The sequence below is a fragment of the Desulfurobacterium sp. TC5-1 genome, assembly GCF_000421485.1.
GTDB lineage: Bacteria > Aquificota > Aquificia > Desulfurobacteriales > Desulfurobacteriaceae > Desulfurobacterium_A.
Map to the genome: position 1 here is coordinate 118,781 of NZ_ATXC01000001.1, position 22,853 is coordinate 141,633.

A 22,853-nucleotide genomic window follows, 5' to 3' on the forward strand; every position below is an offset into this window, starting at 1 on the left:
TGTGTTCATCGGTATAAATTATACTCTACCATGGAAAAGTTTAAGGTTAAATCACAGTTTAAACCGGCAGGAGACCAGCCAAAAGCTATAGAAAAGTTAACTGAAGGTTTAAATAGGGGATTAAAGTATCAGACGCTGCTTGGGATAACGGGTAGCGGAAAGACCTTTACCATTGCAAACGTTATAGAGAAGGTTCAAAAGCCAACACTTGTAATTTCTCACAACAAAACGTTAGCTGCTCAGCTTTACCATGAGCTTAAAAACTTTTTTCCCGACAATGCCGTTGAGTACTTCATAAGCTATTACGACTACTATCAGCCTGAAGCCTACCTGCCGAACAGAGATCTATATATAGAGAAGGATTGTTCCATAAATCCTGTTATTGACAGGATGAGGCACTCTGCAACCGTTTCTCTCCTTACAAGGCGTGATGTTATTGTTGTCTCGTCTGTTTCCTGCATCTACGGTCTCGGTTCCCCCTCTTTCTATTCTCAATTGGCTTTAAGGTTTGGTGTTGGTGAAGAGATTAATAGGGATGATGTCATCAGAAAGTTGGTTAATTTAGGTTACGAGAGAAGTGAATTTGACATGCGTCCCGGCATTTTCAAGGTAAGGGGCGATGTTATAGACATTTTCCCTGCCGATGTTGAGGACAGATTTATAAGGGTTGAGCTTTTTGGCGATGAAGTGGATTCAATAACGGAGCAGGACTACTTTGACAGGAGAGTTATAAGGAGTTTTGACACTTACACCGTCTATCCGGCTTCTCACTACGTTACACCTCATGAGCAACTGATCAGGGCTGTAAGATCTATTGAAGTAGAGCTTGAAGAGAGGATAAGGTTTTTCCTTGAACAGGATAAAATTGTTGAGGCTAAAAGGATAGAACAGAGGACCCGTTATGACATAGAACTGCTTCTTGAGATAGGTCACTGTAAGGGTATTGAGAACTACTCACGGCACCTTGACGGCAGAAAACCAGGTGAACCCCCATTTACGCTTCTCGATTACTTTCCCGACGATTTTTTAGTGGTGATAGATGAGTCCCACGTTACAATCCCCCAGATAAAGGCGATGTGGCGAGGTGATAGGGCGAGGAAGTTTAACCTTGTTGAGCACGGTTTCCGTCTTCCTTCCGCCTACGACAACAGGCCTTTGAATTTTGAGGAGTTTTTGGAAAGGCTCAATCAGGTGATTTTTGTTTCTGCAACACCCAGGCCTTTTGAAATGGAGGTTTCAGAGCAGATTGTTGAACAGATTGTAAGACCGACAGGACTCCTTGATCCAGAAGTTGAGGTGAGAAAGACAGAAGGGCAGATGGAAGATCTCCTTTCTGAAATTAGAGAGAGGGTTAAGAGAAACGAGAGGGTGCTCGTTACAACGTTAACAAAGAGAACGGCCGAAGAGCTTACCGATTACTTGCTTGATAGAGGCGTAAGGGCGAAATATCTCCATTCAGAGATAGATTCGGTTGAAAGGGTTGAAATTATAAGGGCTTTAAGGCTTGGTGAGTTTGATGTTTTGGTTGGTGTTAACCTGTTGAGGGAAGGACTTGACCTTCCAGAAGTTTCTCTTGTTGCAATTCTTGATGCCGATAAAGAGGGATTTTTACGTTCGACAACTTCTCTCATCCAGACGATGGGTAGGGCAGCGAGGAACGTTAACGGCAAGGTTATCCTTTACGCAGACAGGATAACCGACTCAATGAAAAAGGCGATAGATGAGACAAACAGGCGTCGTGAGATACAGAAGGCTTACAACAAAAAGCACGGTATAGAGCCTACGACTGTCAGAAGAGAGATAGATTCAAGCATTCTTGAGGATGCAGGCATTGCACCGTTCTTTACGATAAAGGTTAAAGAGGAAGAACTTCCAAAGACGGAAGAGGAGCTTTTTGAAGAGATAGCGAGGCTTGAAAAGGAGATGAAAGAAGCGGCCAGGAACTGGGAGTTTGAAAAGGCTGCAAAGATAAGGGACAGGATAAAAGAGTTGAGAAAGCTGATAGTTCCTGCTTAACTTGCGGAGTTAGTATAATTATCCCTCATTACAAAACAGATGGAGGCAGAGATGGCAGAGGTTCAAACAGATCTTAACGTTCAGAAAGAAATAGAGGAGCTTCGTTCCCTCATAAGAGACATACCTGACTTTCCAAAGCCGGGCATTATATTTAAGGACATCACACCACTTCTTCACAAGCCCTGGGCACTTCAAAAGGTAATAGATTTCATAGGCAATAGATATGTAGGTGCCGGTGTTGATATTGTTGCAGGTATAGAGTCAAGAGGTTTTATCTTAGCTTCTGCGCTTGCTTACAAAATAGGTGCAGGACTTGCAATAATTAGAAAACCTGGAAAGCTTCCGTACAAGACGATAAGTGCAACCTATACACTTGAGTACGGTGAAGACAAGATAGAGGTTCACGAAGACGCCATTCAGAAAGGGATGAAGGTAATCCTTATAGACGATGTTCTTGCGACAGGTGGTACTATGGGTGCTGCCATAGACCTGATTGAAAAACTTGGTGGAAATATTGTAAGTATTGACTTTTTACTTGAGCTTACGTTCCTTGGCGGAAGGAAAAGGATACAGGATAGAGGCTATCCTGTATTCTCTCTCATCAAGTTTTAATTTAGGAGGCGTGTTGAGGTTTGTTGCTTTCCTCTTTTCTCTTTTGTTGATATTTTCAAACAGCTGGGCTTCTCCTGCCTACAAGGAGAAGCTTCTTCCAGATTTTGCAACTACCGTGCTTGACAGACACGGTAACGTTATAGGTTACTTTTACAAAAAGCATTTTAGACTCTATGCCTCTTTTGATGAAATTCCTCAAAACCTTATCTGGGCGGTTATATCAGCCGAGGACGCAAGGTTTTATGAACATAAGGGTATAGATCCTGTAGGTTTGCTTAGAGCAGCGGTTAGAGACATAACTTCCGGCAGGATTGTTCAGGGTGGAAGCACCATTACACAGCAACTTGCGAAGCTTATATTTCTTTCACCTCAAAGGACATTCTCAAGAAAACTGAGAGAGATAGGAATTGCAAAAGAGCTTGAGAATAATCTTTCAAAGAATGAAATCTTAGAGCTATACCTTAACTACGTTTACCTTGGAAGTGGAGCCTACGGTGTAAAGGCTGCCGCAAGGGTTCTTTTTGGAAAAGATTTAAAAGATCTCTCTCTAACGGAATGTGCGCTGATAGCGGGGCTTATAAGGGGACCTGAATACTACAATCCTTTCAAACATCCGGAAAGAGCTTTAAGGCGTAGAAACTGGGTTTTAAAACAGATGTACAAAAACGGTTACATAACTAAGACTATCTACCTCAATGCTATAAACCAGCCTCTTGGAGTTTTACCCAAACCTGAAAGACCAAGAACTGCCGGGTATGAGCTTGATTTTGTCAGGTTCATGGCGAAAAAAATTCTTCCTGCCGAGGAGCTTTATACGGGCGGTTTGACGATAAGAACTACTATAGATGAAGATATTCAAAACTTTGCCCAGAAGGTTCTTTCTTCTTATGCGGAAAAGTATTCAAAGGAGCACAATCTTAGCGATTTACAGTGCGCTGGAATGGCAATGACAAGACTTGGTGAGGTCCTCTTTGTTGTTGGTGGAACTGATTATAAGGAAACGAAACTAAACAGAGCTTTCCAGATTTTAAGGCCTATCGGTTCAACGGCAAAGCCGATAACCTACCTTTCAGCTTTTGAAAAAGGGATTTCACCATACGACTATGTTGAGAATACACCTGTTGAATTACCTATGGAGTATGCCGGGAAAGAAAATAGTGAACATGAAGAAGATAAGTATTGGCGTCCGGAAAACTACTCCCACCACTATACCGATTACATGGAGGTTAAAAATGGTCTCACCTATTCTGTTAACCTTGCAACCATTCATCTTGCGATGAAAATTCCTTCTAAAGTGAGACAGAATTTTAGAAAGTTTGAATTTACAAAGGGTGATTTCAACCTTTCTTACGTTTTGGGAAGTTTCCCTGCAAACCTTTATAGAATTTTGAGAGCTTTCTCGGCGATTGAAAACGGCGGTGTTCTTTACAGACCGTTTGTTATAAAAGAAATTCTTGATAAACACAATCAGCTTATCTATAGAGGTGGTCCTTCATTTAAGAAAGTTGCTGACAGAAAGGACATTGCCATTTTAAGAACTATTCTTCAGGATGTTGTCAGAAAAGGAACAGCAAGACGCATATCCTACCTTGCAAATGAGTTTGATGTTGCTGGAAAAACTGGAACAACAAATGGCTGGCGGGATGCCTATTTTACAGGGTTTACAACCTCTTTCGTTATGAGTGTATGGTTCGGCAGGGACAGCTATAAGACACTGTGGAAAGGTGCAGACGGGGGAAGACTTTCATCACCGCCCTGGGCTGAAATTGCAAAAAGGCTTTGCTCTGTTTACGGCTGTGGAAAATTTTTGCCTTCCTACGAAGAAGTTGTCAGAAATTATTATCCGTTACCTTCTCTTCCGATTAAGACAGAGATTGACATGTATGTGAAAGGCAACACTCTTAGTGTTGAAGATTTTGGAATTTTATCGACATTAAACTAACTGTTGGCTTACTTTTGATTTGATAATTTTGTAAAATTTTTTGAACCTATTTAGAGGGTAGGTTGTATTATAAAAACATTAAGCGTTCTTTTATAGGTAAGACCCTCCTTATGATTCTTGTTCTCATAGCTTTTTCGATACTTTTATCTGGAGTATCGGATTTTTTTGTGATTAAAAAAATGGAAACGGAAATTAGAAAAAAAGAGTCCTGTAGAATAAAAAGAGCTTTTCCTTCACTTTTGCATTTATGTGAGGAAAAAATAGGCAATATGCTTAACAGCTTCGGCATGTGGGACGAGATGGTTCAGAGTGTTAGAGAAAAGAATGTTGACTGGATAAAAGAAATGATGGATGATGATGAAATGGTTACGTCACAGTTTGACTCCTATGGAGTTTATAATTTGAAGGGTGTTCCTATATATTTAAAAAATCGCATTTTTTCTGATGGAGAAGTGTCCAAGATAATGTCTTTTATTGATAAAAATTTTAAAGTAGGGAAGATTGCTCATCCTGTAACATTTTTTCATAAATGGGATGGAAAAATATACCATGTGGGAATTCTGCCTCTGTGCTGGAACAATGGGAAAGTGGCTTCACAAGGATTTATCTATTTTGCTCACAGGATAGGCAAAAATTCTTTAAAGACCTATAGTCAGATTTTATCTTCGAAGGTAGAGATAGATGTTGGTAGATTGAATGGAACAGGTAGCGGTAATTTGATTTTCACGTTTCCCATGAAAGATATTGACGGAACGATTATTGGTAATTTTAAGTTTTTTGAAGACATGCTTATCATCAGAATTTTTCAAAAAATGAATAAAACATTTATTTTTGTGATGATTATTCTTGTTATCTGTTATGCAGGAGCTTTTTTATTTGTTTCTACAAGTATTAATAGGGCTATTAAAGAGACTTTTGGAAATATAACCGGCGCTTTAAAAAGGCTGTCTGAAGGTGATTTTGGTGCCCTTGAAAAACTTGATAAATTCTGTTTGCGAAAGGATGAACTTGGCAATTTGACAAGAAATATCCAAAAAATAGCAGAGCAACTTTCTGTGAATCTTTCCACAGATCCTCTTACCGGTATATACAATAGACTCTATTTTTCCAAGAAGTTTGAAGAAGAGATAGAGAGGGCTAAGAGAATGAAAAGGCCTCTCTCTTTTGTAATTTTTGATCTTGACGATTTTAAAAAGATAAACGATACTTACGGTCACGTTGCCGGTGATCTTGTCCTTAAAAGTTTTGCTAAGGCGGTATCTTCTTCTGTTCGAAGTCTTGACACATTTGCAAGGATTGGAGGAGAAGAATTTGGGCTCATCCTGCCGGAGACTGATGTGAAAACAGCAGTGCGGGTGGTTAACAGGATAAAAGAGAGATTTAAGAATGTTTATATACCTGAGATAGGTAAAAAAGTGAAGATTACTTTTAGTGCCGGTGTGGCGGGTTATAGAGAAGGTGACAACATGGATGCTCTTTTCCACAGGGCAGATGTAGCTCTTTACAGGGCAAAAGAAAATGGTAAGGATAGAGTGGAGATAGAAGAGGAGTAGTATGAAGAAAGAAAAGTTCAGAATAACGCAGCAGGATATAAAAGACGCCTCTCTCTCAACGGTGGGTTTAAGTTTCGTGTTTGCCGTGGCCATTGGTTTTTTTATTGGTTATTATCTTGATAAGTGGCTTAAAACATCTCCCTGGATGACAGTAATCTGGCTTCTTATTGGCCTTGCTGCAGGGTTTAAGAATATCTATCTTGCCGTTAGAGAAGGATATGACAGGTATGATAATAGAAAAGATGTTTGAAAGATTATTCTTAAGATTATCCATTGTGGGTTTAGTTGGCTTACTATTTTTTCTGATATGGAGGGGTTGGAAATTTGCCAATGCATTTTCTTTCATATACGGCTTTTCTGTGATAATGCTCGATTTTTTAATCCTTGCCCGTTTTTCGTCTTCTGTGGTCAAGAAAAGATCTATTAAAAAGACCATTACCTATGGCGGGATGTTTTTTAGATATTTTATTGTTTTTCCACTTCTTTATTTTGGCATTAGGGTTGCACCTGAGTTTATCTTTGCTATAATTAGCGGTGCTGTGTGGGCTAATTTAGCCTTCACAATAGTAATAACTACTCTATTAAAGGAGAGGAGCGGATGGAGCATGGAGGAGCACAACTCATCACATGGCCGGTAGTTTACTGGACATGGATTACCATGGCTTTTGTTATCATTATCTCTTACTTGGTTGCTAAGAACTTGAAGAAGTATCCCGGAAAGATTCAGTACCTCTTTGAAGCTTTTATAAGCTTTATAGCCGGTGTCCTTTCCGATGCTATTGATGAAGAGAGAGGATTGGCGTTCCTGCCGCTTGTTGGTGGATTTGCTTTCTTTATTCTTTTTACAAACCTGGTTGGCCTTATTCCGGGAGCTCATCAGCCCACTTCAAATCTTAATACTACGGTTGCCCTTGCTCTTATCTCATTTTTTGCCTACAACATTGTAGCAGTTAGAGAACATGGATTGTTTAATTATTTGAAGCATTTTGCAGGGCCTATAAAGGCTCTTGCACCTTTAATGTTTCCTATTGAAGTAATTTCTCACATATCAAGGATTCTTTCTCTCTCTCTGCGTCTTTTCGGTAACATGTTCGGCGATGAGATGATTGTGTGGGTTCTTCTCAAAATGGTACCTTTACTTGTGCCTGTTTTCGGTCTTGCTATTGTTTTTGGGAACAGTTTCCTTCAGGCTTACATATTCTGCATGCTGACAGTTGTTTACCTTTCTCTTGCAATACACTCCGAAGAGGAAGAGCACTAATAGAACACTAAGAGGTTATGGAGGTAGGACATGAAAATTAAGAAGGAAAGCCTTATCTATGCACTTTTCCTTCTGCTTGCAGGTGTTGTTCCTGCTATGGCTGGAGAAGGTGGTGCATCAGCTGCTTCAATTAAAGCCGCGGCAGCAATCGGTGCTGGCCTTGCTATCGGTGTAGGTGCGGCCGGTGCTGGTATTGGTCAGGGTCTTGGTCTTCAAGGGACTCAGGAGGCTATTGCAAGAAACCCTGGCGCAGCTGGAAGACTTACAACAAACATGTTTATCGGTCTTGCTCTTATTGAAGCTCTTGCTATTTATGCGCTCGTTATTGCACTCATTCTTCTCTTCGTGTTTTAATATTGGGGCGGGCAGGAAGGCCCGCCTTTCCCATAGATTCAGTCTCTCTCCCACACAATCCTTGCAAACTTCTCGTTCTCGTTGTACTTAACCTCAAAATTTCCCTTAAAAGCGCTGTTGATTGCTTCTCCTATATGTCTTGCAAGATGTTCACTGGTAGTTGCTATTTCCATTGTTCCGTCGTTTTTTTCGTCCATCCAGAGTATTCTCTGGAGTGGCCTGAGTGCGGAAACATCCTCAACAATATTTCTGATTCTATTTAAGATTTCTTCCTTATGCTCTTTCAGAAAATTCCCTTTGAGAATTACTATTCCACCGGGATAGCGATCTCTTTTCCTCCTGCATGCGGGGCATAATGATTTGTTTACATCTTGTGGTAGTTTCTCTTTTAAGTCCTTTTTCCACTGCCACCTTCCATCTTTGAAGATAACACCACATTCAGGACACACTGTCGGTTCGGGATACTTCTGTCCTTCGTAGTAAGGATTTTCGCTTTCCCATGTGTACTCTTTTCTTGTTGCCGGAATGTAGCTGTGGCCCATAAGTTACCTCCTTTTCCCCTTTTATTTTAAATATAGGGCGACAGCTTTTCCATTGCACTTTCTTGCCTTTTCTTTTCATTAGGGTAAATTAGATAAAAAGGGGTTATCTATGGCGTGTAATGTTCTTGTCGTTGAAGATGATAAGCTTCAAAGAGAGTTACTTGTCGATGTTTTAAAGGATAACGGTTTTAACGTTTTCTCTGCTACTTCCGCGGAAAGGGCAGAAGGAATTGTTAAAGACGAAGACATGGATGTTGTTGTAACAGATGTCAGGCTTCCCGGAAAGTCTGGTATAGAATTTTTGAAGTCTGTGAAAAGAATTAAAGATGTTGAAGTTATCATAATAACTGCGTTTTCAAATGTTGACGATGCGGTTAAAGCCATAAAACTGGGTGCTTTTCACTATTTAACAAAGCCTTATGATGTAGATGTTCTGGTGAATCTGGTTAAAAAATGTTGTGAACTTTCCCGTCTAAAAAAAGCACCGCTCAGAAGGGAAGGTATTGTCTTTGCATCACCTGTTATGGAAAAAGTCCTTTCGACCGCTTCCCTTTTTGCGAAGGCTGATGCACCTGTTCTTATAACCGGTGAAAGTGGAACAGGAAAAGAGGTTGTGGCAAGGTACATACATGAGGAGAGCGGCAGGAAAGGCAGATTTGTACCTGTTAACTGTACTTCTATTCCTGAGAATCTTTTTGAAAGTGAGCTTTTCGGGTATGAGAAGGGGGCCTTTTCCGGTGCTACAAAGTCAAAGCCTGGACTTATAGAGGAAGCTGATGGAGGAACACTTTTTCTTGATGAAATAGGCGATTTGCCTCTTGCTCTTCAGGCGAAGCTTTTAAGGTTTCTTCAGGAAAGAGAGGTTAGGCGGGTTGGTGGTTTAGAAGCGAAAAAGGTTGATGTAAAAGTTGTTGCTGCAACAAATAGGAAGCTTGAAGAGCTTGTTAAAGAGGGGAAATTTCGGGAGGATCTCTTTTACAGGTTAAATGTTCTTCGCATAGAGGTACCGCCTTTACGTGAGAGAAAGGAAGATATCCTTGAGCTTGTAGGTTACTTTATTGATAGATTTTCCAGAAGATATGACAAGAAAATTTCACTTTCCCCTGAAGCTCTTGATGTTCTTTTAAGTTACGATTTTCCCGGTAATGTTAGGGAACTTGAGAATCTGTTACACAGGGCGGTTCTGGTTGCAGATGCTGAGGTGAGACCGGAACATTTGGGTATAAAAACGGAGAAATCTACATTTTCATGTTTTCTTCCACCTGGAAAGAAACTTCCTGAGTATATTGAAGACATAGAGAAAGCTATTCTGATAAATGCCCTTGAGGAAGCGAATTTTGTTCAGACGAAAGCTGCAAAGATGCTTGGAATAGATGAGAAATCTTTAAGATACAAGCGGAAGAAGTATGGAATATAAAAGAGAAAAGCTTTATCTCATTGCTCCTTTACTGCTTACGGTGGTTATGATGGTTTTTTTCAGTTATAACTTTTACCGCCTCAGGGTTGAGTGGAACTCTTTCTTTCAAATGGCTATAACCAACGAGGCAGACAGGATTGAATCGCTTGTAGAAAGTACGGTTGGTGGTGGCGGCGATCCTATTGAGGGACTCTCTTCGTACGTGGAACATTCTAAACTTTTGAAAGGTGTTAAGGTTGAGTTTGAGGGAAGAGAGATAGTTGTTCCCGGTTCAAATTTTAACGGTGCTCTTGAAGAGAAAGTGCTCGAGGCACCACCTTTCAGACTTCATCTATTCTTTGACACTTCTTACAGAAAGGAGATTAACAGGCATATACTCTTTCAGTTTCTTGCCGGTCTTGTTATAAATATTCTACTTCTGGCCGGCATAGCTTTCTCGCTGAGGCTTTACTTTTACCAGAGGCTTTCCTTTGACAGGGAGAAGCACGAGAAGGAGAGACTCAAAAGTGTATCAATAGCCATATCATCTATACTCCATGAAGTTAAAAATGCTCTTAGCCGTTTAAATATGCTTGCTTACAGGATTAATAAAGAGTCGCCTTCAGAGTATGCAGAGCTTATGCAGAAAGAGGTTAGAAGGCTTGCCCTTTTTATGGAGGAGGCTTCAAAGATTAATAAGCCTATTACATTGAAGAAGGAAAAGATTTCACTTGAAAGGTTAATTCTTGATGTGGTTTCCGAGTTTTCAGATATTGCAAAGGCGAAGGGGATAGATATTAGAGTCGATGTTGAAGATGTGCCGATTTTTGTTGATTGTGAGAAGTTTCTCATTGTTCTCAGAAATCTTATAAAAAATGCCATTGAAGCGGTTTCTGAGCAAAATGGAAAAAGAGTTGTTGAGATTAACGCTGAAAAAACTGATGGTATTTTGAAGATTTATGTCAGGGATAGTGGTGGTTCTCTTCCTGAAGAGCTTTTTAAACCGTTTAAAACGACAAAGAGTGGCGGATTTGGTCTTGGTCTTTACAGTTCACGAAGAATAGTTAGAGCTCACGGTGGTGACCTGAAAGCTTTCGTTAATGATGGCTGGACGGTTATGGAGATTGAACTTCCTTTGGAAGCGTGAGGTGTTTGAAATTCCGGGAGATGTTATAGTGTTCTAAATATTTCCAATGGTGTTTCCTCTGTTTTTAAGCCTGATAAACTTGCCGAAAGGGATGCAATCCAAGGAGAGTCCCAAAAGCAACAGCTGTGTTTGTGTATAAGTGTTTATGTTTTCAGGTAGCTGTTGCAACCACAAGCTGCACATAAACGTTGAATACGACAGGCTGTGCTCAAGAATTGCGCACTTCCTTGAAAATGCTCCCGACGAAAAAACGGCTAAAAATAAATTCCCAGATTAACGCCCGCTCCAAAGCACTCAATCCTCACAGGTTCAACTCTAATTTTCACATATTGAGGAACTCCCGACGAAAGGGAAGATTGAACGTCAACAAGTTCAACCTCTCCGCCGCTCCACCGTCCGGTTATGTAGAATGCCTGAATTTCCCAGAAGGTTTTTCTTTTCCTGTTATACTTTCTGTATCTTGCATTGAGCATTAGCGCTTCAAACTTCGTTTCAATAGATGTTGTCGTATCGGTATCTCCAAGGAAGCTCTGAATGTAGGGGTCAAGAAATTTCACTTTCTGCTTTCCACCTGAAATCTCTTTCCATGAAGGGAAGTAAACGGCCGAAATAGAAAAAGTTTTGTCCCAGTCTGCCCTAATCTCAAAGTATTGAGAAATTCCGTCCACCTCTCCCCAGTCAGCTATTCTTGTCGTTTCAACACCTGAAGTATCCGTAAAGTAAAAAGGCTTGTTCTTATACTCAAAACCGATTCCCCCGAAACCATATCCGAAGGCCAAAAATCTCTCTTCATATCTACCTGAAAGCAGAAAGTATGTCCCGAGTCTCACACAGCCGCCGCTCCTGTGTTCCCCTCTGAACACTCCGGTAGGCTCAATGAGAATGCCGAAGACGTCATCTTTATCAAAACCTTCAAGTCTCCAGCCAAGAACTGCTGCCGGGTAGCTGTCCCCGTCCGAAGGCATAAAAGCACCAGCTCCGAGATTGATAGAGGTCCTTACCTCTTTTGCAGAAGCAGGTAAGGAAAATAGCATGAAAACAATTAAAAAAACTATCACTTTTCTCATCTTCCACTTCTTCTTAATTCCTTTACAGTTGCTTCAAGTTCTTTAAGATATTCTATTTCTCTTCTTCCTTGCCGTTTCAAAAAAGGCTTTCAGGCTTTCTCTATCGTTTTCTTCTATAAGTTTTTCAACCCTAGTTAGAGATTTTTTGAATGTTTTTATGGCTTCTAAAACGTTTTCTCTGTTTTCCATGCATATATCACGCCACATTATTGGGTCGCTCATTGCGATTCTTGTGAAGTCTCTGAATCCACCGCCGGTAAACACAAACAGGTCTTCGTTTAACTGCTTTGAGAGGGTGTCTATCGCATCAACTATAGAGTATGCAACAACGTGGGGAAGATGGCTGACAGATGCAAATATTTTATCGTGGTAGAAAGGATCCATCTCAATGACCATTGAGCCTAAATTGTGCCATAATCTTTTAATCTTTTCTTTCGCTTCCGGATCTGTGTTTTCTGTCGGTGTTAGGATAAACTTTGCACCTTTGAACAGATCTTCGACGCTGTTTTCAACGCCCGATTTTTCTGTTCCCGCTATTGGATGTCCACCTACAAATCGTGCAGCGTCTTTTAGTTCTTTTTCGCACATGTAGACCAGCTTTCCTTTTACACTTCCAAGGTCAGTTACAATAATATCTTTTTTCGGATCGATTTTCTCTTTTATCGTTTTGAGGACACTCTTGTAAACACCAACAGGTGTTGCAATAGCTATAAGGTCTGCTTCACTCAAAATGTTTCCGCTTATGTCTCCATCGTCTATTACGTTGAGTTTTTTTCCTTTTTCAATGGCTTCAGGATTAAGGTCAACAGCTGTTACCTTTCCCGGGAAACCGTGCTTTTTGAGGTTAAGGGCGAAAGAACCGCCGATGAGTCCCAGTCCTATGATGGATATATGTTTAAAGTCCCACATACTATCTCTCCATTGACCTAACTATAGATATTATCTTGCAGGAGTTCTCCACGGCAGAGAGGTATTTAAACGCCTCTTCAACTGTTCTGCCGGTTGAAAAAGGTCCGTGTGATTTTACAATCGCAATTTTACACTTTTTTAGAAGTTCTGGTAACTTTTCAGCCACTTCATTAGAACTTATCACGGTTTTTGCAGATAGGACAGGAACAGTTCCCAGTAAAAATTTTACTTCTGAATCAAGAGGGACGATTTCATCTGTTGTTAGGGAAACTGCTACTGTGTATGGAGAGTGGGCGTGAACGATAGCTTTTACATCAGGCAGCTGCTTATAAATGTTTCTGTGAACTTTCAACTCTATTGATGCTTCTCTATCGAGTTCTTCGTTTGGTTCCGTAGTTGTAACAACAATATCATCTTCCGTAAGGCATCCAAGCATTTTCCCCGATTTTTTTATCAGTATGTATTCGTTGTATCTTGCACTTATGTTGCCACCGTGACTGTCTGTTAGTCCCATTTCAAAAATCAATTTTCCAATTTTTATAATCTCTTCCTTCAGTTTTTTTATCTCGATTTCCACGTTAACCTCCGTTTTCTACAACATTTATGAGAATCCACTCGATGACGTTCCTTGGTCTGCCGTAGAATTTTAAAAATGTTCTTCCTTTTTCTAATGGTTCAAACCATTTCAGGAATATCTTCTTTTCGGATAAAAGCAGTTCTAACGAGTCAATGAACAGTTCTGTTTCTTCTCTTGACATGGATGAAAAATTGGAAGAGAAACTGGTTATGTTCTCGCTGAGTTTTCGCTCTTTTAAAAGTTTAATAAGTTCAGCTATCAGTTCAGGCACTTTGCTGTTTGCAAGTGCTATGGCCCTGCCGGCACTGTTTCCGCATAATTTAATTACTCTTTCATCGTACTGAACACCTAAACTTTCAAGCACTGTTTTTACCTGCTGTTCGGTCAGCTTCCCGAAGTGGAATATCTTGCACCTTGATCGGATTGTTGGAAGTAAATGGTTCTCGTTTGAGGTTATTAAAATTATTGTTGCATAAGAAGGAGGTTCTTCTAACGTTTTCAGAAGGGCGTTTGCAGCTTCTGTTCGCATAGTTTCGGCGTTATCTATAATCAAGACTTTTTTTGACGAGTACTGAGGCTTTTTAAAAAGCCATGAGGAAGAGTCTCTTATCTCGTCTATTGTTGGCGGTTTCTCTTCACCTACGATTTTCACCTCAAATGGATTTCCGGTTAGAATCTTTGCCGTTTCAACTGCAATAAGCTTTTTCCCTATGCCTTTTGGTCCTGAGAAAAGAACCGATGATGGAAATGTATCTTTCTCAATTAATTCTTCAATTGTGTGGAGTTGACTTGTATGTCCGACAATCGTGTTAAATCCCATTTTTGAGTCTTCTCTCAATGATCTGATGAATTTCGCTAAAAATTTCTACAGTTCTTTTCCTTCCGTCTATAATAACTATTCTTTCTGGATAGCGTTTAGCTATTTCTAAATAGCCTTTCCGTACTTTTTCATGAAATTCAAAATTTTCTTTTTCTATTCTGTCCTGTTTTCTTCCTTTGATTCTTGAGAATCCAATTTCTACAGGAATATCTATCAGGAAAGTGATATCAGGAGAAAGGCCTCCAGTCGCAAGCTGGTTTAGGTGTTCTATTTCCTCTATAGGGAGTTCCCTACCGTATCCCTGATATGCCAGCGTTGCGTCCGAAAATCTGTCAGATATAACTATTGCGCCGGATGCAAGGGCTGGTTTTATCAGGTTTTGAACGTGGAATGAACGGGCAGCCATATAAAGCATTAACTCTGCCATTTCAGGAAAGTTTTCTTCTCTTTCAGAGAGAATAAATTCTCTCAACTCTTCAGCTGCCGGTGTCCCACCTGGCTCTCTTGTTAACACAACTTCGTATCCAGCATCGAGGAACCACTCGTGCAAGAGTTTCGCCTGAGTGCTTTTTCCAGAACCTTCTATTCCTTCAAACGTTATGAACATTTTTACCGCCTATTTGCATATCATTGGACCAAGTGGCTTTCCGGCAAAAAGATGGAAGTGAATGTGATAAATTTCCTGTCCGCCGTCGCGGTTGCAGTTTACAAGTATCCTGTAACCTTTTTCGTCAAATCCCATCTCTTTTGCAATTTTCCTGGCTACTAAAAAGATATGACCTATCAGTTCCCTGTGGTTTTCTTCAAGGTCGTTGACGGTTGGTATGTGTTCTTTTGGGATAATTAGAATGTGGACCGGTGCTTGAGGATTTATATCGTGAAAGGCCATAACTTTTTCATCTTCATAGACGATTTTTGCAGGAATTTCCCTGTTTACAATCTTACAGAATATGCACATCCCTACCTCCTTACAGCAGGTTTTGAGAGGGTAATGTTCCCTGCCTTATCAACGGCACCTATTCTGTAGGTACCGTTAAGACATCTCTTAAGCATGAATGTTAATCCTGTTGTTTTCCCGATGCATTTACCATTATAAAAAATTTTATAGTACTTTACATCTCTGGATATTGACGGTTCCCATACAAGGTAGCACGCATGGTCTGTTATCAATATAGGATTTTCAGGAGGGGCTGGAGGTATATTGTCCTTGGGGATGACCTCTATTACTTTTGTGAAGGGTCCTTTTATCTCGTTGTTGGCATATCGTGCACAGTAAAAATATTTTTTTCCGTTTTCCACCCTGCTGTCAGTAAAAAGATTACCTGATATTGTTTTAAAAGGTTTAATTATGTTGAAATGACCGGTGTCGGATTTAAAGATCTCTATAGTTTTGTACTTATGTTTTTTGAATTCAATTTTAACTATTCTGTCTCCTGCTTTTACAGATTTTAAAGTAGGTGCTTCCTGAATAGGTGCTTTGATTATTCTGCATACAGGTTCAGAGAATTCGCCTATAAATTCTTTAAAAACAGCAGCAACCCGGAAGCATATCTTTGTATTTTGTTTTAGTGGTTTGTATTTGAAGTAGTTTTTGTTTGTTTCTACTGTACTGTGACCAAAATTTATGTCTATGATGTATTTGATGTCCTTTTTTTCCTCTTTAGATATAGGTTCACCGTCTTCAAATTTTGCCGGGCTTTCCCAGTAAATTAAAGGCGTTGATACTACCTGCTGGTAGTGGATTTTTGAAGGAGGTAGGGGATGAAAGTCTCTTGGAGGTAAAGGATTTCCTCTTCTTCCACATGTGCTGAACGAGGAAAGAAAAATAATAAAAATAAATGCTAAAATTTGCTTCACGGTACCTCCTAACATCAATTCTTTGATTTCTTTTCCTTTGTCTGGATAAAAATTTCTTGAAGTTTTTTCACGTCTATCGGTTTTGTTATGTAGCCGTCAGCACCGTGCTTTTTGGCCTCTATTTCTGTGTCTTTATATGCGTCTGCCGTAAGCATGTATATGGGTGTTTTTATACCTGCCTTTCTCATCTTCTCAAGAGCTTCAAAGCCGTCCATAACAGGCATCTGCAGGTCGAGGAATATAACGTCATAATTATTCTTGACGGCTTTTTCATACGCTTCAGCTCCATTTTCTGCCATGTCTATATGTTTAATGTTAAAGTTCTTTTCAAGGATTTTCTGGAATAGTTTCCTGTTGATTGGTTCATCTTCTGCTGCCAGTACTTTAAGGTTGGAAAAATTGTAGTGTTTTTTCAACTCAGTTGAAGAAAGCGAGGTTTCCTTTTCCTCTTCTGTCTTTTCTCTTCCCTTTTTCAATTTAAATGAAACATAGAAGGTGCTTCCCTTTCCGTATTCTGATTCAAACCAGATATCACCTCCCATAAGTTTAGCCAGTGTTTTAGATATGTATAAGCCAAGGCCAGTTCCTTTTATTCCCTGGGTTTCTTTTGTGCATACTCTTCCAAACGGTTTAAAAAGTTCTTTTTTTCTGTTTTGAGGTATTCCTGTATCTTTTACGTAAAAGATAATTTCAATACTCCCGTTAGTTTCTTTCATGTCCTTTATGCCTATTTCAACAAAACCTTTTTGAGTATATTTGCAGGCGTTTGATATCAGGTTGTAGAAAATTTGCTTTATACGCTTCTGGTCTCCTATGAAAAGTGTGTCAAACTGAGGAACTTTGCATTTTATTTCAAGTTCTGGATTCTTTTTGGTTGATGTTGATATGATGACGTCCTGAATAATGCGGTTAAGGTCAAATTCTTCTTCTTTGAGTTCTATCTGTCCGGTCTGAATTTTTGTTGTATCAAGAAGATCTTCTATCAATTCAACAAGCTGGTGAGCAGAGAGTTCTGCGTTTTTGACGTATGATTCCTGCTCTTTGCTCAAATTTGTTTTGAGGAGAAGATTTAGGAACCCTATGATTCCGTTAAGAGGAGTTCTGAGTTCGTGGGAAACTGAAGCGATAAATATTTTTTCATTATATGCGAATCTCTTGAATGCTTCAAGCAACTTGTTTATGTTTTTTGCAATTTCACCCATTTCTCCTGGAGTGTTTTCATCCATCCTCGTATCAAATTTTCCAACAGTTGCGTGGGAGAGAACTTTTTTGAGGTCATTTATGTTTTTATATATGTCATTGATGATGGTAAAGAAAAAGTAACCCAACACTGCAAGGAAACATATTAAAAATAGAAGTGCAAGAATGAAGTTTGTTTTTGCTCTTTTTTCTATTTTTATGGCATTTTTAATTTCATATCTTGCTATTTTTTCTTCAAAATCTTTCAATTTTTCTATATATTTTGTTTCTATATTCCACCACTCCTGTGGGGATATGTCGGGTTTTTCTCCGTGTAAAACAGCCTCGATTGTGCGATAAACTTTTTGTCCTTCAGGCAATGCTCGTATTTTTTTAAGCTCTGTTTCTATGTCCGGTGAAATGTGGGATGCTGATACTATACGCTTTTCATATATGGCCCTTTCTACATTTTTGATAAGATTTTCATCAAATCCTTTGAAAAGTCCAACACCTATATAAGCTCTTAGTTTTCCTTCTATATTTTTTAATCTGTCAAGAGGATAGATTAAATTTGAATATCTGGATGGTGCTTCCCTGTATTTAAAAAAGTCGTATAGGTTCTCTATGAGATTGCAATAATAGAGAAAGATTACATTGTAGTCCGGCGTTTTTTCAATTATTGCTTTCCGGAGCTTTTCAAGATTGGAAAGATCTTTATTTAACTTTTTTTCTATTTCTTTTGATATGGGGATTGAGGATTCGTTAAGTTTCTCTTGAAGTTTTACCAATCTGGCGTCAAATATATTCCTTTCCTCATACATTTTGTTGCGAAAATATGTGTTATGGGAGGCGGCAAATATGGTTGACAGTCCTCTTTCTTTTTCTGCTTCATTTATGAAATCAATGAGATAAAGAGAAATTTGTGCATATTCAAGATTGTTTAAGCTTCTTTTGTATTCTTTATAACTGTAAAAAAGCATGTATGAGAAATTTATAAGAAAAGCAACAAGCGATACTGTCACGAGAAGCAGAAGTTTTGTTCTCAGAGATAGTTGCTTCATAACAGTTATCCTTTGAGTTTGTTTATCGCTTTTTTTACCTGTTCTTCAAGTTTTTCAAAGTTGTTATTATTTTCATACAATCTCTTGACTTTTCTGAATTCTTCGGCTTCTTCTTCCATTCCCATATTAAGAAGTATTCCTTTAAGTGCATGAGTTATTTTTATCAGGGTGTCTGCGTTTTTCTCTTTTAAGGCTTTTTCTATTAAAAAAAGCTTGCTTTTGATAGAAGTTATTCCGTCTTCTATAAGTTCCTTTATGTCATCATTTTCAAATCCGAAATTTTCAAGATGCTTATAGGCTTTCTTCTTTATGTTTTCAATTATTTCTTCCTTGATTTGCATCATACTGCCTCCCTCTCTTCTGTTTTTGAAAGAGTTTCGTAAATTTCCCTTACTTTTTTTTCGTTTTCAACAAATACATCTAACAACTCAGGGTCGAAACTTTTGCCTCTTTCTGATTTTACGATTTCCATTGCTTCTTCAAACGAGAATGCTCTTTTGTAAGGTCTTACAGATGTCAAAGCGTCAAACACATCCGCAATAGCAGTTATTCTTGCTTCAAGTGGAATTTCCTTTTCCTTTAACCCTTCGGGATATCCCTTTCCGTTCCACTTTTCATGGTGATAGAGAGCAATTCTGGAGGCGAATTTGAGTAAAGGGATTTTTGTACCTTTTAGTATTTCAACACCATAAATTGTATGTTTTTTCATTATTTCCCACTCTTCCGGTGTTAGCTTTCCCTTTTTCCCTAAGATACTTTCAGGTATTGCTATTTTTCCTATGTCATGGAGTGGTGATGCCAGGTATATGTCTTCAATGAATTTTTTGTCACATCCATATTTTTCTGCTATCAATTTGCAGTACTCTGCTACTCTTTTAATGTGGTTTCCTGTAAATTGGTCTTTGTATTCTGTTGCTGCCGCTAAACGGAATATAATTTCTTCTTCCCTTTCTCTGATTTCTTTTACTGCTTTGGCAACGGCATTTTCAAGGAGGAGAGTTTTGTCCTTAAGGAGGAGATAGTTTTCTATTAGCTTTATGTTGTTCATTATTCGTATTGGGAATTCCACTGGATCAACAGGTTTGACGGTGTAATCATTTGCACCAAGGAGAAGAGCTTTAACACGGGATTCTTTATCTTCGAGACTTGTTACCACAATGATTTTTAGCTCTTCCATGTTGTAGTTCTTTCTGGTTTCTCTGATAAGATCGTATCCACTTATTTCCGGCATCATTATGTCTGTTATTATCAGGTGAGGATGTTCTTTTTCTATTATTTTAAGAGCTTTTTGGGCAGATGTTGTGGCTTCGATGTGAAATGTAAATATAGAGTAAACTTTATCTATTGCTTTTTCTACAAGTTTTTTCATGAGATTGATATTAAAAGGTTCGTCATCGACTATAAGGATTCTGATTGTTTTTTCCATATGTCAATCCTCACTCTTTATGGGTGAATGACCATTCACAGAAAAAATAATACTAATATTTTTGAATTGCAACTCTACGCATTTTTAAAAAATTTTTTATCTTATTAATTACTGATTACCCGCTCTGTACCATATGTTGCACGCACCTTCACCGGAGACCATGCAGGGCCCTTTTGGTGTCCTTGGCGTACATACTTTACCGAATAGTTTACATTCTGATGGATACGCTTTGCCAAGGACAATTTTGTCACATATACATCCGGGTATCTTTTCCTCTTTTATCTCTGGCAGGTTGAATTTTACTCTTGCATTAATGTTACTGTACTCCTTTTTGAGTTCCAATCCTGATTGTGGAATGTATCCAATTCCCCTCCAGTTTACATCTGCTTTTTCAAAATATTTGTACATCAGTTCAAGAGCCTTTTTATTCCCTTCGTCTCTTACTACTCCTTTGTAAACGTTTTCCAATTTTGGCTTTTCGTCTTTTATCTGTGCTAATATTACTGCGAATGCAAGCAGAAGATTTTCCGGTTCAAATCCTGCTACTACCGTTGGTATTCCGTACTTTTCCGGAAATCTTTTCCACGCATTTGCACCGACTATTGCCGAAACGTGTCCCGGAGCGACGAAGGCGTCAACGCCAACTTCACTATCCTTGACAAGGATTTCCATTATTTCTGGTGTAAGTTTTTGGGATGTGAGGATTGTTACATTTTCAGGCAGTCCCATCTCTATGAGTGCTGCTGTAGGTGCTGTTGTGGTTTCAAATCCTATTGAGAAGAATACAACGTTTTTATCAGGATTTTCTTTTGCTATTTTAATGACTTCGTGTGGAGCGCTTATCATTTTGTAATGTTTACCTTCACTTCTTATGGAGCCTATTTTTGTAGGTACTCTTAGCATGTCACCGTAGGTTAAAAGTATGGTGTCGTCTCTCTGTGATAGCTTTATGGCGTTGATTATGTCACTTTCTGAGCATACGCAGACAGGGCATCCAGGACCGGGAACGAGTTCTATTGTTTCAGGCATAAGACTTCTCATACCGCTGAAAGTAATTGTATGTTCGTGAGAACCACAGACATTCATTATCTTTATTTTTCTATCTCTTGGTGCGAGCTCGTGGATTAGATTTATGAGCTTTTCTGAATTATCGTAAACTTTAAGTACTTTCTCTATGTTCATACACACCTCCTCATTCTGGCTAAAAAGGATTTTAACATACATGTTTCTTTTCTTGGATTTGAACCGATATTGTCGTAAAATTCCTTTAATTTCTGCTTCGGGAGTTTACTTTGTCGTCAGTGTTAAAGGTTGCTTTTCTTGGAGATGTTTCTGGAAGACCTGGTAGAAGAGCACTTCAGCTCTGGCTGGAAGAAAATAGAGGAAAGTATGATCTGTGTATTGTTAATGGTGAGAATGCCGCAGCCGGTTTTGGTATAACAGAAAAGATAGTGAAAGCATTCCTCTCTCAGGGTGTAGATGTTATTACAATGGGAAACCACACCTGGGACAAAAAGGAGATCTTTAATTTTATAGAGGATTATCCGCTACTCCGCCCCTTAAACTATCCAGAGGGTACTCCAGGAAAAGGTTTAATCAGATTGAAGATTAAAGATGTTACAGTAACGGTAGTTAATCTTATGGGTAGGATTTATGTGGAGTGTCTTGATAATCCTTTTAGGGTTTTTGATGCCGTTCACTCTCGATTTCCTGAAGACCTTTTTATCGTGGATTTTCACGCAGAAGCAACATCTGAAAAGCAGGCGTTTGGTTATTATGTTGATGGAAGGGCCTGTGCCGTTTTAGGAACTCATACTCATGTGCAGACTGCTGATTTAAGACTGCTGCCTGAAGGAACCCTTTACATAACCGATGCTGGAATGTGCGGTGCGGTAGATTCTGTTATAGGGATGGATTTGAAAGAGAGCATTGATAGGTTTATTAAACAACTTCCAGTCCGTTTTAAGGTACCTGATAAACCTTCAAAGATTCAGGTATGCGGTGTTTCTTTTAATGTAGATGTAGAAAGCAGAAAAGTAATTTCTTTTGAAAGGATACAAAAAATTTATATAAGAGGTGAGGATGGCAACTATTCTTGATGGAAAGACACTTGCTGCAAAGATTAAAGAGGAATTGAAGGAAGAGGTGTCTGTTTTAAAAGGAAGGGTTGGTCGTGCACCAACTTTAGCTGTGGTACTTATTGGTGATGATCCGGCAAGCCAGATTTATGTAAGGAATAAAGAGAGAACCTGTGAGGAGATAGGTGTAACATCTATAGGTATAAGGAAACCTGCTTCAATTTCTCAAGAAGAGCTTGAGGAGATAGTGAAAACTTTGAATGAACAAGAGGATGTTGACGGAATTTTAGTTCAGCTTCCTCTTCCTGAACATCTTGATTCTCAGAGAATAATTAATCTTATTGACCCTGCTAAGGATGTTGATGGTTTTCATCCTGTAAACATGGGAAAAGTTGTTCTGGGGCTTTTTGATGAAGGACTTATGCCGTGCACTCCTTACGGTGTTATGAAGATATTCGAAGCTTACGGTATAGAGCTTGAAGGAAAGAATGCTGTTATGGTTGGTCACAGTAATATTGTAGGTAAACCTCTTGCAAATATGATGATAAATAAAAATGCTACTGTATCTGTCTGCCATGTATATACAAAAGATTTGAAAAGTTACACGATGAATGCTGATATTCTCTGTGTTGCAACAGGGGTTCCGCACCTTATAAAGTCTGATATGGTAAAGGAAGGCGCTGTAGTTATTGATATTGGTATAAGCAGAGTCGGCGGAAAAATTGTAGGTGATGTTGATTTTGAGAATGTGAAAGAAAAAGTTTCTGCAATTACACCTGTTCCAGGTGGTGTTGGTCCCATGACAATAGCCATGTTGATGTATAATACAGTTAAAGCGTTTAAATTAAGAGAGGGAATTTGAAAAATATACCTTATATTCATGTTGAGCTTTGCACCGGTTGTGGCATTTGTGTTGATGTTTGTCCTGTGGATGTTTTCGAAATGAGTGATGTAGGAAAGGCAGTTGTTGAGTATCCTGATAGGTGTATGGCGTGTCGGATATGTGAAGAGAACTGTCCCACCGATGCAATAGAGATTAAAGTTCTTGAATGACTA

Annotated in this window: 25 protein-coding genes; 13 read left to right on the plus strand and 12 right to left on the minus strand. The window is 39.0% G+C overall.

Going from position 1 to position 22,853, the window contains the following annotated elements:
* Positions 1–30: 30 nt before the first annotated feature.
* The 8 genes from uvrB to atpE all read left to right on the plus strand — a co-directional run bounded on the left by uvrB (position 31) and on the right by atpE (position 7,738).
* Positions 31–2,016, plus strand: coding sequence for an excinuclease ABC subunit UvrB (gene uvrB / locus H153_RS0100620; protein WP_022846194.1), 1,986 nt, complete (start codon positions 31–33; stop codon positions 2,014–2,016).
* 90 nt (positions 2,017–2,106) lie between these two features.
* Positions 2,107–2,628: an adenine phosphoribosyltransferase gene (locus tag H153_RS0100625; protein ID WP_027719912.1), complete on the plus strand. Its 522-nt coding sequence runs from the start codon at positions 2,107–2,109 to the stop codon at positions 2,626–2,628.
* Positions 2,629–2,641: 13 nt separating this feature from the next.
* Positions 2,642–4,570 carry a PBP1A family penicillin-binding protein gene (locus H153_RS08850; RefSeq protein WP_022846196.1) on the plus strand — a complete coding sequence of 643 codons (1,929 nt, stop codon included), beginning with the start codon at positions 2,642–2,644 and terminating at the stop codon, positions 4,568–4,570.
* Positions 4,571–4,632: 62 nt separating this feature from the next.
* Positions 4,633–6,123, plus strand: a complete 1,491-nt coding sequence (locus tag H153_RS09780; RefSeq protein ID WP_022846197.1) for a diguanylate cyclase — start codon at positions 4,633–4,635, stop codon at positions 6,121–6,123.
* 1 nt (position 6,124) lies between these two features.
* Positions 6,125–6,373: an AtpZ/AtpI family protein gene (locus tag H153_RS08860; protein ID WP_022846198.1), complete on the plus strand. Its 249-nt coding sequence runs from the start codon at positions 6,125–6,127 to the stop codon at positions 6,371–6,373.
* Complete coding sequence (locus H153_RS0100645; RefSeq protein ID WP_155883369.1) at positions 6,351–6,761, plus strand: ATP synthase subunit I; 411 nt, start codon at positions 6,351–6,353, stop codon at positions 6,759–6,761. Before H153_RS08860 ends, H153_RS0100645 begins: the two co-directional genes overlap by 23 nt.
* The gene (atpB, locus tag H153_RS0100650; RefSeq protein ID WP_022846200.1) at positions 6,722–7,384 is read left to right on the plus strand and encodes a F0F1 ATP synthase subunit A; all 663 of its coding nucleotides are present in this window, start codon (positions 6,722–6,724) and stop codon (positions 7,382–7,384) included. Before H153_RS0100645 ends, atpB begins: the two co-directional genes overlap by 40 nt.
* Positions 7,385–7,480: 96 nt before the next feature.
* Positions 7,481–7,738, plus strand: a complete 258-nt coding sequence (gene atpE / locus H153_RS0100655; RefSeq protein ID WP_155883427.1) for an ATP synthase F0 subunit C — start codon at positions 7,481–7,483, stop codon at positions 7,736–7,738.
* A 38-nt stretch (positions 7,739–7,776) separates the two neighbouring features.
* Here the strand turns inward: atpE and H153_RS0100660 are convergent, their stop codons facing one another.
* Positions 7,777–8,280 carry a BCAM0308 family protein gene (locus H153_RS0100660; RefSeq protein ID WP_022846202.1) on the minus strand — a complete coding sequence of 168 codons (504 nt, stop codon included), beginning with the start codon at positions 8,278–8,280 and terminating at the stop codon, positions 7,777–7,779.
* Positions 8,281–8,389: 109 nt separating this feature from the next.
* On the opposite strand from H153_RS0100660, the gene H153_RS0100665 reads away from it, so the two are divergent.
* Entirely contained in the window at positions 8,390–9,697 is a 1,308-nt protein-coding gene (locus H153_RS0100665) for a sigma-54 dependent transcriptional regulator (RefSeq protein ID WP_022846203.1), read from the plus strand.
* On the plus strand, positions 9,687–10,823 hold the full coding sequence (locus H153_RS0100670) for a HAMP domain-containing sensor histidine kinase (protein WP_022846204.1): 1,137 nt from the start codon (positions 9,687–9,689) through the stop codon (positions 10,821–10,823). Before H153_RS0100665 ends, H153_RS0100670 begins: the two co-directional genes overlap by 11 nt.
* A gap of 254 nt (positions 10,824–11,077) precedes the next feature.
* Here H153_RS0100670 and H153_RS0100675 read toward each other — a convergent pair whose 3' ends face one another.
* The 11 genes from H153_RS0100675 to hypD all read right to left on the minus strand — a co-directional run bounded on the left by H153_RS0100675 (position 11,078) and on the right by hypD (position 20,901).
* On the minus strand, positions 11,078–11,890 hold the full coding sequence (locus H153_RS0100675) for a hypothetical protein (RefSeq protein WP_022846205.1): 813 nt from the start codon (positions 11,888–11,890) through the stop codon (positions 11,078–11,080).
* Positions 11,891–11,932: 42 nt separating this feature from the next.
* A complete protein-coding gene (locus H153_RS0100680; RefSeq protein ID WP_022846206.1) occupies positions 11,933–12,799 on the minus strand; it encodes a prephenate dehydrogenase in 867 nt (288 codons plus the stop codon).
* 1 nt (position 12,800) lies between these two features.
* Positions 12,801–13,376: a class II aldolase/adducin family protein gene (locus tag H153_RS0100685; protein ID WP_022846207.1), complete on the minus strand. Its 576-nt coding sequence runs from the start codon at positions 13,374–13,376 to the stop codon at positions 12,801–12,803.
* A gap of 1 nt (position 13,377) precedes the next feature.
* Complete coding sequence (locus H153_RS09785) at positions 13,378–14,196, minus strand: AAA family ATPase (protein WP_022846208.1); 819 nt, start codon at positions 14,194–14,196, stop codon at positions 13,378–13,380.
* Positions 14,186–14,803 carry a dTMP kinase gene (gene tmk / locus H153_RS0100695; RefSeq protein WP_022846209.1) on the minus strand — a complete coding sequence of 206 codons (618 nt, stop codon included), beginning with the start codon at positions 14,801–14,803 and terminating at the stop codon, positions 14,186–14,188. Before tmk ends, H153_RS09785 begins: the two co-directional genes overlap by 11 nt.
* A gap of 9 nt (positions 14,804–14,812) precedes the next feature.
* Positions 14,813–15,154 (minus strand): histidine triad nucleotide-binding protein, encoded by a 342-nt coding sequence (locus H153_RS0100700; RefSeq protein ID WP_022846210.1) that lies wholly within the window; start codon positions 15,152–15,154, stop codon positions 14,813–14,815.
* 2 nt (positions 15,155–15,156) lie between these two features.
* Positions 15,157–16,053 carry a hypothetical protein gene (locus H153_RS08870; protein ID WP_022846211.1) on the minus strand — a complete coding sequence of 299 codons (897 nt, stop codon included), beginning with the start codon at positions 16,051–16,053 and terminating at the stop codon, positions 15,157–15,159.
* Positions 16,054–16,067: 14 nt separating this feature from the next.
* A complete protein-coding gene (locus H153_RS09790; protein WP_022846212.1) occupies positions 16,068–18,293 on the minus strand; it encodes a response regulator in 2,226 nt (741 codons plus the stop codon).
* 5 nt (positions 18,294–18,298) lie between these two features.
* Positions 18,299–18,637, minus strand: a complete 339-nt coding sequence (locus H153_RS0100715; RefSeq protein WP_155883371.1) for a hypothetical protein — start codon at positions 18,635–18,637, stop codon at positions 18,299–18,301.
* Entirely contained in the window at positions 18,634–19,719 is a 1,086-nt protein-coding gene (locus tag H153_RS0100720) for an HD domain-containing phosphohydrolase (RefSeq protein ID WP_022846214.1), read from the minus strand. Before H153_RS0100720 ends, H153_RS0100715 begins: the two co-directional genes overlap by 4 nt.
* 108 nt (positions 19,720–19,827) lie before the next feature.
* Positions 19,828–20,901, minus strand: a complete 1,074-nt coding sequence (hypD, locus tag H153_RS0100725) for a hydrogenase formation protein HypD (protein WP_022846215.1) — start codon at positions 20,899–20,901, stop codon at positions 19,828–19,830.
* 119 nt (positions 20,902–21,020) lie between these two features.
* On the opposite strand from hypD, the gene H153_RS0100730 reads away from it, so the two are divergent.
* Genes H153_RS0100730 through H153_RS0100740 form a run of 3 tightly spaced genes read left to right on the plus strand, consistent with a single transcriptional unit; the run spans position 21,021 to position 22,850 of the window.
* Entirely contained in the window at positions 21,021–21,818 is a 798-nt protein-coding gene (locus H153_RS0100730) for a TIGR00282 family metallophosphoesterase (RefSeq protein WP_022846216.1), read from the plus strand.
* Positions 21,802–22,659, plus strand: a complete 858-nt coding sequence (gene folD / locus H153_RS0100735; protein WP_022846217.1) for a bifunctional methylenetetrahydrofolate dehydrogenase/methenyltetrahydrofolate cyclohydrolase FolD — start codon at positions 21,802–21,804, stop codon at positions 22,657–22,659. The genes H153_RS0100730 and folD overlap by 17 nt, the downstream gene beginning before the upstream one ends.
* On the plus strand, positions 22,656–22,850 hold the full coding sequence (locus tag H153_RS0100740) for a 4Fe-4S binding protein (protein ID WP_022846218.1): 195 nt from the start codon (positions 22,656–22,658) through the stop codon (positions 22,848–22,850). The genes folD and H153_RS0100740 overlap by 4 nt, the downstream gene beginning before the upstream one ends.
* The last annotated feature ends 3 nt before the right edge of the window (positions 22,851–22,853 follow it).